Raw genomic sequence first — 14,288 nt, 5'->3', positions numbered from 1 at the left:
AGGATAAGCACATGGAAGCGCCTTATCAAAAGTCTTGGTTTAAGAAAGGACAAGCGAGTCAGAAACAAGAACGTTCGTCTCGCTTTTCTAAGCATGACCAAGCAAGCAAACTGAACCAACTTTTAGAAAATAACAACGCAACTCTAGATGCGAACCAAAAAGGTTTTGTGTCGATTGTTGGAGCAGGGCCGCACGATCCTGACTTGTTAACCGTGAAGGCTGTGAAAGCGATTATGTCGGCAGAGGTGCTGCTGTACGACCGTTTGGTTAACAAAGATATTTTGGAGTTGGCTTCGCCACAAGCCGATTGGATTTACGTGGGCAAACGATGCGGACAACCAAGTATTGGTCAGGAAGAAATCTGTGATTTGATGGTATCGCTCGCTCAGCAAGGAAAGCGAGTTGTACGCTTAAAAGGGGGAGATCCTTTCGTATTTGGTCGTGGAGGCGAAGAGGCGTTAGCACTCGTCAAACACTCAATCGCTTACGAAGTCATCCCCGGTATTACTGCTGCGATTGGATGTTCAGCAAACAGCTTGATTCCGCTGACTCATCGTGGCGTTGCTCGCAGCGTTACCTTTGTGACAGGGCAAGTGGTAACAGGCGCATTTGAGGCGTGGAGCCAACTGATGCAAAGCGGACAAACGTTAGTCTTCTATATGGGGTTAGAAAAGTCATCGCAAATACAAACGGGTTTAATAGGCTCTGGTTTGAGAGCAGATTTCCCAGTCGCGATAATCACTCATGGTTGCAGCCCTCAACAACAAGTGCACGTTACACAACTCAATCAGCTCAATGATTTATCGATTACACTTAAAGGCGTGAGCCCAGCATTGATTGTGATGGGAGAAGTTGTCAAACTGCGCGAACAACTAATAGAAACCGTACAGTCAGTGACGGAATACGAGGGAATATGAGCAGCATTTTGGAATGTATTAGAACAGTCGGTCGTGGCGAACGTGGTAGAAAACCACTGAACTTTGACCAAGCGTTTCGAGTTATGGATGAATACCTAAACGGTGAGTGCGATGATGATCAGATGGCGATGTTATTGATGCTGATCCGCGTACAGAACGAGACTCAACAAGAAATCGCTGGCTTTGTGAAAGCATTCCAATCCCGCATGCCGACTATTGGTGCAGATATTGATTGGCCATGTTATGCGGGCAAACGTGAAGCGGCAGGTCAGCCTTGGCATCTGTTGGCAGCGAAGATCCTTGCCGATAATGGCCATAAAGTGCTGATGCACGGCTATCATGACCGTCAATCTGGTCGTTTACACGCTGAAGACTACCTCGACAAATTTGCTATCAAGAAAGCGGAATCAGCAGAAGACGCAAAGCGCGTATTAGAAACACAAAACATTGTGTATCTGCCGCTAAGTGCGTTTGCGGCTCAAGCAGAAACCATGATCGGTTGGAAGAATCGTTATGGGCTTAGAACGCCGATTAATACCGTGGTTCGAGCATTGAATCCGGGGCAGGCGACGGTTGGTATTCGTGGTAGCTTCCATCCTGGATTCCAACAACTTCATGCTGAAGTCGAATACGAGATTGGTCAAACCGCTCATGCCGTTGTGTCATTCAAAGGACAATCGGGTGAGTCAGAATACAACCCGAAAGTAAGTCAAACCGTATGGTTAAGCCAAACAAGCGGCGTGACATCGCATTACTGGACGGAGCAAATGCTGTCTGAGGTGCCAATGCCTGCGAACTGCCCGTTTGGGACGTCAGAAGATGACATGAACCAAATGGCGAATACGGTTCTCGCTACCATGACAGTGGTCTTGTTTGCACAAATGCATGATCGAGAAAAAGCCTTTGAACGTGCCTTTAGTTATTGGCAGACGTACTGTCATTACGAGTAATTTTGAGTTGACTGGCTAAACCAAAGTATTGGTTTTAGACAAATCCACTCAAAACAAACAACGCAAAGTTGTTGAATCTGAATCCATTATCTATTGTTTGAAGAAGGTTAAAGATCCTAGCTCACCAGTGATGTGTTTCACCACCTTGCTCCGTATCAGAGAGGTGAAACTGCAGTTTTGACCTCAATTGCGCTCATTCTTTGCTTCGCTTTTGAGAATTAGAAATTCCCATATGGTAAGACACAGAGGACATGGATAATGGTTCTAAAGCATACCACTCCCACTAAAAAGGCTTCTCATCCTATCCCGCAAGAAGCCTTCGATTGGTACGATGAATACGCACACGGAAAGATCTCACGCCGCGAGTTCCTCAATCGACTCGGTGGGCTCGCAGTGCTGGGTTTTAGCATGACGGCACTGGTCGATGCGCTAACCCCGAATTACGCACTCGCAGAACAAGTTTCGTTTAACGATCCTGACATCAAAGCAACTTACGAAACCTTTCCATCTCCAAACGGGCATGGGGAAGGGCGCGGTTATTTGGTTATGCCACAGAAGAAGACCTTGAAATCGCCGACCGTGTTGGTGATTCATGAAAATCGCGGATTGAACCCTTATATCAAAGACGTGGCTAGGCGACTCGCCAAAGACGGTTTTATTGCTTTTGCTCCAGATGCGCTATACCCACTTGGTGGCTACCCGGGGAACGATGATGAGGGTCGCGCTATGCAGAAAGAGATGGACAGAGCCAAGATTGAACAAGACTTTATTGCAGCCGCTAACTTCCTCAAACAATACGAGGGTGGCAACGGTAAATTGGGCGCGGTCGGGTTCTGCTTCGGTGGATACATTGTCAATATGCTTGCCGCGGTAATGCCTGAAGAGCTCGATGCAGGTGTGCCTTTTTATGGAACACCAGCTGCGCAAGAGATCCAAAAGCAAGTTAAAGGGCCGTTGATGATTCACTTTGCAGGGCTCGATAAGCGTGTTAACGACACATGGCCTGCTTATGAGCAGCAATTGATCGCAACCGACGCACAGTATCAAGCGCTAATGTATGAGAACGTCAACCACGGCTTCCATAACGACTCAACAGCACGCTACGCACCTGAAGAAGCAGCACTCGCTTGGGAGCGCACACTCGGCTTCTTCAAAGAACATCTCGCCTCTAGTTAAAGCGCGTCTACTTTAGTTGGCACATTCCTTGTTATGTCTCTCTTAGTGAGTGAGAGATAAACAAGGAATGTGCATGACTCAATCAACGTCAAAAACACCCATCATAATATGCTGCGATAGCCTCCAAGAGCAGGCTCGATTGTCCGGCTTATTGAGCAAAGATTACGACAACATCATCGGCTGCCAATTGGCACAACTAGAAACGTTAATGCAACGAGAATCGTCGGCAAGCGTTGTGGTTGGATGGCAGCAGCCAACCGCGGAACTGCGTGTGATCGTCGATTTCTGCCGCAGAAAATCGGCACCACTTCTTATCGTCTTAAAGCAGTTATCATCTAATGATATCAATCGGTTATCAGAAAAAATGGACTATGTTCTTATGCCGCACGATAGTGAGTTTGCACTTCAACCTTGGATTGAACATGCGACATTAGTGAGAGCGAAATTCGAAAGTATGCAATCGGAAATTGAATTACTGACCAATAAGATTGAAGAGCGCAAGCTGGTGGAAAAAGCGAAAGGTCTGCTGATGAAGATGCACAGCGTTGATGAAGAACAGGCTTATAAAGCGCTTAGAAATTCGGCCATGCAATCGAGCCAAACGCTCGCACAAGTTGCCAAGAATTTGATAACAACTTTGGAAGTGTTGGATTAGTTGCTCTACCACTTTGGGGTTAGGGTGCGTTTTCTAACGTGGTGCGTGTTGCACTATCAGCAAGCAATAACAGGGAATTAGAAACGGTAGAATAAACTAATTCATTGTATTTACAGTGAAAAATAAGTTGGCACAGTAATTGGATTAGTAGAATTGGGTTTATTGTTGAATCGCTTATCTCAATTATCAACGGCGGTAATTGTAGACTTAGCAACGGCGCTACTGCTCTTCGGAGTAGTGGCGCTTTTTTTATGGGAGCAAACCAATGAAATGGAGTTCGATGCTGAAAGTGTCAGCAATTTCGTTATCGGTATTCACCACGGTCAGCGTAAAGGCAGAGTTGGGTGAGCCAGAAATTGAAGACCTGAAGTTTGGTTTTATTAAGTTAACCGATATGGCACCGCTTGCGGTTGCTTATGAGAAAGGCTTTTTTGAAGACGAAGGCTTGTACGTCACTTTAGAAGCGCAAGCAAACTGGAAGGTGCTTTTAGACCGAGTCATCGATGGTGAGCTTGCTGGCGCGCACATGCTTGCTGGTCAGCCATTGGGCGCAACGATTGGTGTCGGCACAAAAGCAGAAGTGATTACCGCGTTCAGTATGGATTTGAACGGCAACGCAATCACGGTTTCCAATGATACTTGGGAACAGATGAAGCAGTACATTCCAAAGCAACCAGATGGCAAACCAGTTCACCCAATCAAAGCGGATGCGCTGAAGCCTGTGGTCGACAGCTATCTGGATAAAGGCAAACCGTTCAACATGGGCATGGTGTTCCCTGTATCGACGCACAACTATGAGTTGCGATACTGGTTAGCGGCAGGTGGGATTCATCCAGGCTTTTACGCACCAGACTCAGGCGATAACAGTGGCCAGTTGGATGCTGACGTTCTTTTGAGTGTTACACCGCCACCACAAATGCCAGCCACAATGGAAGCGGGCACGATCAAAGGGTACTGCGTAGGCGAACCATGGAACCAGCAAGCCGTATTCAAGGGCATTGGTACGCCAGTCGTGACCGACTACGAAATCTGGAAGAACAACCCAGAGAAAGTGTTTGGTGTTTCTAAAGCTTGGGCTGAGAAGTATCCAAACACGCACATTCGCGTAGTGAAAGCCTTGATTCGAGCTGCACATTGGTTGGATGAAAACGACAATGCCAACCGCCAAGAAGCAGTGAAGATGCTATCAAAAAGCGAATACGTTGGAGCGGATGCCGAAGTTATCGCCAACTCAATGACGGGCACATTTGAATACGAGAAAGGCGACAAACGAGACGTGCCAGACTTCAACGTGTTCTTCCGTCATAACGCCACGTATCCGTATTACAGCGATGCGATTTGGTATCTGACCCAAATGCGCCGCTGGGGGCAAATCTCAAGCGAGAAATCCGATGATTGGTACATGGATGTGGCAAAAGAGGTTTACCGTCCAGATATCTACCAACAAGCAGCTCAAGCGCTAATTGAAGATGGTGTGTTGAGCAAAAAAGACTTCCCAGATTTCAGCGCTGAAGATGGTTTTCGCGCGCCACAAACACACTTTATCGACAACATTGTTTATGACGGTCGTGAGCCAAATAAATATCTAGAGAAGTTCTCTATCGGGCTTAAAGGAAAAGACAAGGTTTAACCATAACGATAAACGCCACAGGCGAGGGGATTCGCTTGTGGCAACAAGGATGTAAATTTCTTAGGAGTGAGTATGTCTAGTAACGTCATTTCCCTTTTTCCTGCTAAGCAGGTAGTGAACCGAAGTCGGTTGGTGCTTTTGCCCGCCATTGGTTTGCTGATCTTTTTGGCAATGTGGCACTTAGCGGCGAGAGAAGTGCAAACCTCATTAGGTACGCTACCAGGGCCAGTGCAAACTTTTCAGCAGTTCAGCAACCTTGTCGATGACCATTGGCAAGAGCGAGAAAAGGAACAAGCGTTTATCGAGCGTCAGGAAAAGCGCAATGCTGCGAAGTTAGCCAAGAATCCAGACGCCGAAGTAAAGATTCGTCCTTACACTGGTAAACCGACGTTCTTCGACCAAATCATAACAAGCTTAGTGACTGTAACTGCGGGCTTTTTGTTGGCGACGGTTATCGCGATTCCGCTTGGCATCGTGCTTGGTCTTAATCAAGGGCTGTATCAAGCGTTCAACCCAATCATTCAACTGCTCAAGCCAGTATCACCTTTAGCTTGGCTACCCATCGTTACCATGGTTGTAAGTGCCACTTATGTGAGTGATGACCCGATGTTTGCTAAGTCGTTCATTAACTCTTTGATCACCGTGGCGCTGTGTAGCTTATGGCCGACGCTGATTAATACCGCTGTGGGTGTAACGAGCGTTGATAAAGACTTAATCAACGTGAGTAAAGTGCTCCAACTTTCGTGGTGGCAGCACATTCGCACCATCGTTTTACCTTCTGCCATTCCAATGATTTTCACTGGTCTACGTCTCTCTTTGGGTATCGCTTGGATGGTGTTGATTGCGGCAGAAATGCTCGCTCAGAACCCAGGGTTAGGCAAGTTCGTTTGGGATGAGTTCCAGAACGGCAGTTCAGCATCATTGGGGCGCATCATGGTGGCAGTCATCACTATTGGTTTTATCGGTTTGATGCTCGATAGAGGCATGCTGCAACTTCAAAAGTGGTTGTCTTGGAATAAACAACAAGCGTTGAGATAAGGGAAACGATCATGGAAAAAGCATTATTAGATCTAACGCGTTTAGGGATGCGATTCCCAACGCCAGATGGCGAGTTCATCGCGCTTAAGAACGTCGATTTACAAATCAATAAAGGCGAGTTTGTATCCCTAATTGGTCACTCTGGCTGTGGTAAATCAACGGTATTGAACTTAGTCGCAGGGCTGCACATGCCAACAGACGGCGGCGTGATCGTCGATGGACGAGAAGTAGCTGGACCAGGACCCGACCGTGCAGTGGTGTTCCAAAACCATTCATTGTTGCCTTGGCTCACCGTATATCAAAACGTTGAGCTAGCTGTAAAACAAATTGCCGGCAAAAAGGGCAAAGCGTGGATTCAGGAACAAGTGAATCACTACTTGGAGTTGATTCAAATGCAGCATGCCGCGCACAAAAAGCCGGATGAAATCTCGGGCGGTATGAAGCAGCGAGTCGGCATCGCGAGAGCACTGGCACTTCAACCAAAGGTTTTATTGATGGATGAACCATTTGGCGCGTTGGATGCGTTAACTCGTGCTCATTTGCAGGATGCACTGATGAAGATTCAAGCCGAGCTAAACAACACCGTCATCATGATTACCCACGACGTGGATGAAGCGGTGCTGCTATCTGACAAAATCGTGATGATGACCAACGGACCGGCAGCGACCATTGGTGAAGTGTTGGAAGTGAATCTACCGCGTCCTCGCGAGCGTGTCGCACTGGCAGATGATGCGCAGTATCAGAAGTGTCGTCAAGCGGTGCTGAAGTTCCTTTACGAGAAGCAATCCAAAGTCGAGATTCCTGTTTCGAAAGAAGACAAACCCAAAACCGCAGCGCAAACGGCATAAGGAGGCAGCGATGAACAGTCCTTTAACGATTCCAGTAAAGAACGCATTGAGCCACATCGTTGTGGTAGGCAACGGTATGGTCGGGCAACACCTCGTCGAGCAATTAGTGCAGAAAAACGCGCATTTGGAGCACCGAATTACCGTGATTGGTGCAGAGCGCTTTATCGCGTATGACCGTGTACAACTTTCTTCTTTATTTGCGGGTAAGTCTCATGATGATTTGATGCTGAGTAACCAAGAATGGTACGACATGCATGGCATCCAACTCGTACTTGGCAGCCAAGTAACAGGCATCGACAGAGAGCAAAAGCGTATTCTGCTTGATGGTGAAGATGTGCTGGGTTACGACCAACTCGTGCTCGCAACCGGTTCATACCCATTTGTGCCGCCAATTGAAGGTAAAGACCGCGCCAACGTGTTTGTCTACCGCACACTTGATGACCTTTCACAAATCAAAAAGGCATGTGAAGGCGCAAGAACAGGCGCAGTGATTGGCGGAGGCTTATTGGGTTTAGAAGCGGCAAACGCACTTAAATTATTAGGGTTAGAAACTCACGTCATTGAATTTGCGTCTCGTCTGATGCCCGTACAGTTAGACGATGGTGCCGGCTTAGTGCTAAAAGATAAGATTGAAGCGTTAGGCTTAACCGTTCATACCTCGACGGGGACGGAGCGAATCTGCGATGGTGAAACGGCTAAGCATCGTATGGTGTTTAAAGACAAAGATCCTCTCGAAGTGGATGTGATAGTCTTTTCCGCAGGTATTCGCCCTCAAGATGAGTTGGCAAGGCTGGCTGAGCTAGAAGTAGGCGAGCGAGGCGGCATTGTGATTAACAACCAATGCCAAACCAGCGATGAGAACATATACGCGATTGGCGAATGTGCCCTTTGGGAGCAGAAGATATTTGGTTTAGTCGCACCCGGTTACACCATGGCGAGAACCACTGCCGATGTCCTGACTGGAATGCCAAGCGAAGGTTTTAAAGGTGCAGATATGAGCACCAAACTCAAGCTGCTTGGAGTGGATGTGGCGTCTATCGGCGATGCACAAATGCAAACCGAAGGCGCTCAAGAAATGGTCTTGCAAGATGCGGTCGCAGGCATCTACAAAAAGCTGGTGGTTGATGCGAGTGGCACTCAATTGCTTGGTGCGATTCTCGTTGGTGACAACAGTGACTACGATGCGCTCTTACAGTGTTATTTGAACAAAACTGTCTTGCCAGACCACGCGGCGAACCTGCTGTTTGATACCGGAATGCTGGACGGAGAGATGCCAGACAGCGCCATCATCTGTTCTTGTCACAACGTCACAAAAGGCGACTTAGTTGCCGAGATTCAAGCCGGCACTACCAACCTGACAGACCTTAAAGCCAACACCAAAGCCGGTACTGGCTGTGGTGGCTGTAGCAATATGGTGAAGTCAGTATTGGATACTCAATTGGCAGCCATGGGGGTAGAGGTTAACAACCACCTTTGTGAGCACTTTGAGCTCAGTCGCCAAGAGATGTTCCATATTTGCCAAGTGGAACAGATCAAAGACTTCGATACCTTAATTGCACTGCATGGCAAAGGGCATGGGTGTGATATTTGTAAGCCGACAGCGGCATCTGTGTTCGCTTCTTTGTGGAATGAACACATCATGGAGCCTCAGCATCAATCTCTGCAAGATTCTAACGATGCTTTCATGGCAAACCTGCAAAAAGATGGTTCTTACTCGATTGTACCTCGTGTTCCGGGCGGCGAAATTACACCAGACAAACTCATCGTGCTAGGCGAAGTTGCTCAGCAATACGATCTGTACACCAAGATCACAGGCGGTCAGCGCGTGGATTTATTTGGTGCGCAGTTAGAACAGCTTCCTAAAATCTGGCAAACCTTAATTGATGCTGGTTTTGAGACAGGGCACGCCTACGGCAAGTCGGTCCGCACCGTGAAATCTTGTGTGGGTTCTACTTGGTGTCGTTATGGTGTTGATGATTCAGTTGGATTAGCCATTGAGCTAGAGAACCGCTACAAAGGATTGCGAGCGCCCCATAAGCTTAAGTTTGCGGTATCGGGCTGTACTCGCGAGTGTGCAGAAGCGCAAAGTAAAGACATTGGGGTGATCGCTACTGAAAACGGCTGGAATCTATACGTTTGTGGTAATGGCGGCATGAGACCAAGACACGCTGATTTGTTTGCATCCGACTTATCCAAATCAGAGTTGATCACCATGATTGACCGAGTATTGATGTTCTACGTCAGCACCGCAGATCGTCTGCAGCGCACGTCGGTGTGGATGGAGAACATGGAAGGGGGCTTAGATTACCTTAAACAAGTGATTTTGGATGACTCTCTCAACCTATGTGATTCATTGGATGAGCAAATGGCGCGAGTCATAGATACCTATCAATGTGAGTGGAAGAGTACGCTGGATAATCCTCAGAAATTGCAACGCTTCCGTCCTTTCTTGAACAGCACGTCGGGCAGCAAAGTCTTGCCGTACCAACGTGTGCGCGGTCAGCGTATTCCAGTGAAACAGGAGGTGTAAATGGCAGCTTTAACCAAAGTGAAATTGTGTCAGCTTGATGACTTAATGCCGTTCATCGGTGCCACGGTGTTGATTGAAGGCGAGCATGTGGCGCTATTCTACATTCCTGATAGCGGTGTTTACGCTGTTCAGGATTGGGACCCAATAGGTAAGGCTTATGTAATGAGTCGAGGGATTGTCGGTGATATCGATGGTGAGATGTGTGTTGCATCACCGCTATACAAACAACACTTCAGTTTAAAGAGTGGGCAGTGTTTGGAAGACGAAGCGTACTGTCTAAAAACGTGGCAAGTAACAGTCGACGATAATCAGGTTTGTTACTTAGTCGAAGAATGACCCTCGAAACTAGCTTGCTCGAAATGAGTAAATTCTTAGCGTAAGAGACAAGCGAATAAAGCTCCAGAGACAGCACAGTATGGCTCTGGAGCTTTTAATTATTCGGAAGGGTTCACTTGTAGTTCGGTATAGCCAGTCGAGTCGTCCATCGCTCTAGTGAACTCAAGTTCTGAGTAAGAATGGATGATCAATTCTGCGGTAGTATCAATCACTGTGCCTTCCAGCAAATGCCCACCCCAAACTCGTCCTTCACGATCAGACACCGAGATATGAACGTGTTGATGTCCAGCCGTTAGGGTTCCCATCACAGAGACAATTTCAAATGGCTCTTGTTTGGTTAACGTGCTTTCTGCACCTGCCAAACGAAGGTTGAGGTCAGAGACACAGCCAACGCATGAGGCAATCGAGCCTGCTTTGATACCATACTGCTCGACCAATTTCGCTAGGTTCAGCTTTAAGTCCATGCCTTTGGTAAGACGTACCGCTATCACTTCAATCGACATGTCACTTCCTAATCAAAACCAGCAAGCAGGAAAGCGCGGTATCCAAGTCGGCATAACGTTTGGCTTTGCCAAGCACGCGCATGCCTTGCATGTTGTTGAGAACAAAACGAGCAAGCTCTTCTGGTTTCAGCGTTTTCGGCACTAAGGTCTCTTTTTGTGCATTGGTCAGCGCATCCGCAATGATGTCGATAAGATGGTCAAACAAAAAATGCCCTTTGCGCAGTACATCATCGTCTTCACCAGCGTGCTCAATCAACGCATTTTGAATAAAACACCCACAGCTGCGTTTGCGTTGCAGATCAGCAAAAGATTTAAGGAACGATTCCAACTCAGGTAAAGACGCGTCGTCTTTTTCCAAATCATTCAGTGACGGTAGCGAGACCTTTTTCAAGTAGGTATCGAGCGCTTCGTAGTAGAGCTGTTGCTTGTCACCATAGGTGTTGTAAAGACTGAAGCGGTTGATGTTCAACTCGTCGGTGAGATCCGAGATAGACGTGTTCGCAAAGCCTTTGCGCCAAAACACATCCATAGCCACGAGAAGCTTTTCATCTCGGTCGAAGTTGGCTTTTCTTGCCATAAATTACCTGCCTGGGTCTGCTTATCGGGTAATTAAATTGCTTTGGAGGGATGGTACAGAGAACCTCTAGCGTTCGAACTGAACCAATATGATGAATACCCATCTATTCTTGGGTATCAGCCTCCAAATTCATGTGAACTCACAAACGGCATCAAAAATCTCGCTCAGCAAACAGACCCACAACTGTTTGAAAATTTTTGATAGTGAAGTTCTTGACTGATCGTTTATAAACTGGCTACAGTATATCCTAACCAATCGGTTAGAAAAAGATAAAAGGATGTGAAATGAAGCTCTATGAAACCGCAATGACTCCAAGTTGTAAGCGAGTTAGCATTTTTCTAAAGGAAATCGGTGGCGAGGTTGAGCGAATTGCGCTGAACGTTCGTGAGGGCGATAACCTATCTGAACCGTTTAAATCGAAAAGCGTGAACGGCAAAGTGCCTTTACTGGAACTGGATGACGGCACGACGATCTGTGAAAGCGTGGCGATTTGTCGCTACCTAGATGAAGCGTTTGAAAATGATCTGGCGCTGTTTGGTGCTAACCAGCTTGAACGTGCTCAGGTAGAAATGTGGCATCGTGTGGTGGAATTCCAAGGCTTGTACACGGCTTTTCAGGCGTTTCGCAATATCACAGCAATTTACCAAGACCGTGAAAACTGTGTGGCTGCCTGGGGTGACGAGTCGAAATCTCGCGTATTAGAATTCCTACCAATTCTCGACAAACGCTTGTCAGAAAGTGAGCACATCGCCACGGACAACTTCACCATCGTAGACATTACCGGCTACATTTTTGTTGGTTTTGCCGTAAATGGTTTGAGTATTGAAGTGTTCGAAACCTACCCAAATATTGCTCGTTGGTTTGAACAAGTGTCGGTGCGTGAAGCGTTTCAAGGCTAACTTCTAGCGTGATTTTTCTAAGCAGCAAGGCTTTTGTAGACTTGCTGCTTTTTGTCGTTTTAAGCGCAAAGATCTTCAATTTGTTCAGGTTTTCTCTTCTTTTTCTGCCTTTCTCCTATAATTAACTCTGTTAATGAAACAACATCAATTGGCTCTCACGGCGTTTTGGAACCTTGAGTTCTTAGTTTGTAGACGTCCCAATCATTATTGGACTTCACCAAGTAATGAAGGACACCAAGCGACAAGGAGAGGTTATGCGTGTTCGAAGTAAAACCATCAATGGCGTGTTGTGTACGCTGCTCGTAACGTCTGTGTGCGGACTCGTTGCCATGTATCAAAACCACAGTCAGCAGCATCAACAAATCGAGTTGCTGCGTGGGCAATTGGTGGAAAAAGAAAACCAAATCGTCATCTCGAATGAGGCGTTGTCTTACACTCGTTATCAACATCAACTTTTAGCGGAAGATTACAGCCGCTTCAGAGATGCACAATCCATGAGTAGCGCGCTGCAATAGAGCAAACAGGCAAGGAGAGGTATGAAGTCCATATTGTTGGTTGACGACAGCAAAACGGTCCTGCTCTACATGACCAGTGCATTGCAAAAGCAAGGGTACGAAGTCATTGCCGTTGAAGATGGTGAGTCTGCGTTAGAAGTGCTGACTCACCGAACTGACATTCAGTTTGTCCTCAGTGATTTGATGATGCCGGGCATCAGTGGTATTGAGCTTTGCCGTGAGCTTAAATCGTCGGCGTTTTCCCGTTATATCTTCTTTGTGCTTCTCTCTTCCCGTAACGATCAAGAATCCATCATCAAAGGCATGGATGCTGGCGCCGATGACTTTGTCGACAAGAAAACGTCTGTAGAGGAACTACAAGCGCGCATCCGAGCGGGCTTTCGTACCTTAGAGCTGCACAACACGCTCACGACAAAAAACCAAGAGCTCGACTTAGCGTATCAAACCATTCAGCAGGATTTGGACTCTGCCGGAGAGTTAATGGGGCAACTGTTGCCCGTGGAAGAACAAATTCACACGGCACAATTTAGCTTCACTTATGTCCCTTGTACCAAGATTGGTGGGGATATGTTGGGCTATGTCGAGCTTGATGAGTCCCACGTTGCGTTTTATGTCTTCGATGTTTCCGGGCACGGTATTTCTTCGGCGTTAATGGCGTTCTCGATTCAACAAACTTTGTCACAACGTAACAAATCGGAGTCGATAACGTTAGACTGGAGCGACAACGAATACCGCATCAGTGAGCCTGCTGCTGTGATTGAAAGGCTTAATCGACGCTACCAGCAAACGCAAAACAGCAAGCTCTATTTCACTATCGAATATGCCGTGTTGAACACCGAAACCGGTGAACTGAATTATTGCACAGCAGGGCACCCTAAATTCGTTTGGCAACAGACGGAACAAAACCGCTTGGAACTTGTTGGTGACAACAACTTCATTGTCGGGGCATTGGAGCCGATGATGTACCAAGGTGGAAGTATCCAACTTAAGCCTAATGACGCGCTCTGGTTCTTCTCCGATGGCTTATTGGAAGCCAAGCAAGGCGAGGAGCTTTACGGCATTGATCGACTGCTAGCTAACATCGAAGGGAGTAAAGCGATGCCAGAAAAGGCACAAACCAATTTCGTTTTGGAGCAAGTGCAAAGCTGGCAAGGAAAACCAGAAATCGACGATGATGTGAGCTTGTTGAAAGTGCAATGGTTGGGCTGTGCACAATCGCAAGCTGTTAAGTCGACAAGTTCGGTATTCCAGAAATCCTATCAAGCGTCTTTAGAAGTTTCACGCCAAGCGAGTCTCGAAGTGGTTGAATTCCTTCAACAACATTCGGTTTCTTCTCACGTCGCGCAAACTCTAGAGTTGTGCGTGGTTGAGTTGATGAACAATGCTTTCATCCATGCCTATCAAGAACAAAGCGGAAAAACGGTTGAGTTAGAATGCGAAGTGCTTCGAGGGGAAAAAACAAAAGTTGAACTGCGGGTGGCTGATTACGGAAACGGTATTGATGAAGATACGTTCAAAGGTCACATCTCTAAGCAGGTTGAAGCGCCCAATTTGTTCGATGAAGAGAGTTGGATGCCTTCAGGGCGAGGTTTGATGCTCATAGCCCAAATGACAAACGCGTTTTCTGTATCACATCAAGGGGAGCGCAATTGCTTTACGGTGGTGATAACTCCCGACGAAAAGACAAAGTCTATAATCCTTTAAAGACTTTATC

14 protein-coding genes are annotated in these 14,288 nt (G+C 47.0%); 12 read left to right on the top strand and 2 right to left on the bottom strand.

Annotated elements, in window-relative coordinates:
- The first annotated feature begins 11 nt into the window (after nucleotides 1–11).
- From cobA to nirD, 9 genes are all read left to right on the top strand, one after another.
- Nucleotides 12–917, top strand: coding sequence for a uroporphyrinogen-III C-methyltransferase (gene cobA / locus MHO32_RS13650; protein ID WP_188014680.1), 906 nt, complete (start codon nucleotides 12–14; stop codon nucleotides 915–917).
- Entirely contained in the window at nucleotides 914–1,867 is a 954-nt protein-coding gene (locus tag MHO32_RS13645) for a glycosyl transferase family protein (protein WP_188014681.1), read from the top strand. The genes cobA and MHO32_RS13645 overlap by 4 nt, the downstream gene beginning before the upstream one ends.
- A 258-nt stretch (nucleotides 1,868–2,125) precedes the next feature.
- Entirely contained in the window at nucleotides 2,126–3,043 is a 918-nt protein-coding gene (locus MHO32_RS13640) for a dienelactone hydrolase family protein (protein ID WP_045487256.1), read from the top strand.
- Between the two features lie 73 nt (nucleotides 3,044–3,116).
- Nucleotides 3,117–3,698 (top strand): ANTAR domain-containing response regulator, encoded by a 582-nt coding sequence (locus tag MHO32_RS13635; RefSeq protein WP_239212484.1) that lies wholly within the window; start codon nucleotides 3,117–3,119, stop codon nucleotides 3,696–3,698.
- 265 nt (nucleotides 3,699–3,963) lie between these two features.
- Complete coding sequence (locus MHO32_RS13630) at nucleotides 3,964–5,328, top strand: CmpA/NrtA family ABC transporter substrate-binding protein (protein WP_005375887.1); 1,365 nt, start codon at nucleotides 3,964–3,966, stop codon at nucleotides 5,326–5,328.
- A gap of 72 nt (nucleotides 5,329–5,400) precedes the next feature.
- A complete protein-coding gene (locus MHO32_RS13625) occupies nucleotides 5,401–6,366 on the top strand; it encodes an ABC transporter permease (RefSeq protein ID WP_239212474.1) in 966 nt (321 codons plus the stop codon).
- An 11-nt stretch (nucleotides 6,367–6,377) separates the two neighbouring features.
- Nucleotides 6,378–7,214: an ABC transporter ATP-binding protein gene (locus tag MHO32_RS13620; RefSeq protein ID WP_053053060.1), complete on the top strand. Its 837-nt coding sequence runs from the start codon at nucleotides 6,378–6,380 to the stop codon at nucleotides 7,212–7,214.
- Between the two features lie 10 nt (nucleotides 7,215–7,224).
- On the top strand, nucleotides 7,225–9,744 hold the full coding sequence (nirB, locus tag MHO32_RS13615) for a nitrite reductase large subunit NirB (protein ID WP_239212472.1): 2,520 nt from the start codon (nucleotides 7,225–7,227) through the stop codon (nucleotides 9,742–9,744).
- Complete coding sequence (nirD, locus tag MHO32_RS13610) at nucleotides 9,745–10,080, top strand: nitrite reductase small subunit NirD (protein WP_005375895.1); 336 nt, start codon at nucleotides 9,745–9,747, stop codon at nucleotides 10,078–10,080.
- Nucleotides 10,081–10,178: 98 nt separating this feature from the next.
- Here the strand turns inward: nirD and MHO32_RS13605 are convergent, their stop codons facing one another.
- Both MHO32_RS13605 and MHO32_RS13600 read right to left on the bottom strand, forming a co-directional pair.
- Nucleotides 10,179–10,583: a PPC domain-containing DNA-binding protein gene (locus MHO32_RS13605; RefSeq protein ID WP_239212470.1), complete on the bottom strand. Its 405-nt coding sequence runs from the start codon at nucleotides 10,581–10,583 to the stop codon at nucleotides 10,179–10,181.
- 1 nt (nucleotide 10,584) lies between these two features.
- Entirely contained in the window at nucleotides 10,585–11,160 is a 576-nt protein-coding gene (locus tag MHO32_RS13600; protein WP_009701863.1) for a TetR/AcrR family transcriptional regulator, read from the bottom strand.
- Between the two features lie 284 nt (nucleotides 11,161–11,444).
- Between MHO32_RS13600 and MHO32_RS13595 the strand changes: the two genes are divergently transcribed.
- The 3 genes from MHO32_RS13595 to MHO32_RS13585 all read left to right on the top strand — a co-directional run bounded on the left by MHO32_RS13595 (nucleotide 11,445) and on the right by MHO32_RS13585 (nucleotide 14,278).
- A complete protein-coding gene (locus tag MHO32_RS13595) occupies nucleotides 11,445–12,059 on the top strand; it encodes a glutathione S-transferase (protein WP_005450075.1) in 615 nt (204 codons plus the stop codon).
- A gap of 254 nt (nucleotides 12,060–12,313) precedes the next feature.
- Nucleotides 12,314–12,574 (top strand): hypothetical protein, encoded by a 261-nt coding sequence (locus MHO32_RS13590; protein WP_239212468.1) that lies wholly within the window; start codon nucleotides 12,314–12,316, stop codon nucleotides 12,572–12,574.
- 21 nt (nucleotides 12,575–12,595) lie between these two features.
- Nucleotides 12,596–14,278: a SpoIIE family protein phosphatase gene (locus MHO32_RS13585; RefSeq protein WP_239212467.1), complete on the top strand. Its 1,683-nt coding sequence runs from the start codon at nucleotides 12,596–12,598 to the stop codon at nucleotides 14,276–14,278.
- The last annotated feature ends 10 nt before the right edge of the window (nucleotides 14,279–14,288 follow it).

It is taken from the genome of Vibrio sp. MMH1-50, from assembly GCF_022347645.1.
In the GTDB taxonomy this organism is placed as follows: domain Bacteria; phylum Pseudomonadota; class Gammaproteobacteria; order Enterobacterales; family Vibrionaceae; genus Vibrio; species Vibrio harveyi.
This window is presented reverse-complemented; position numbering and strand designations above follow the sequence as displayed.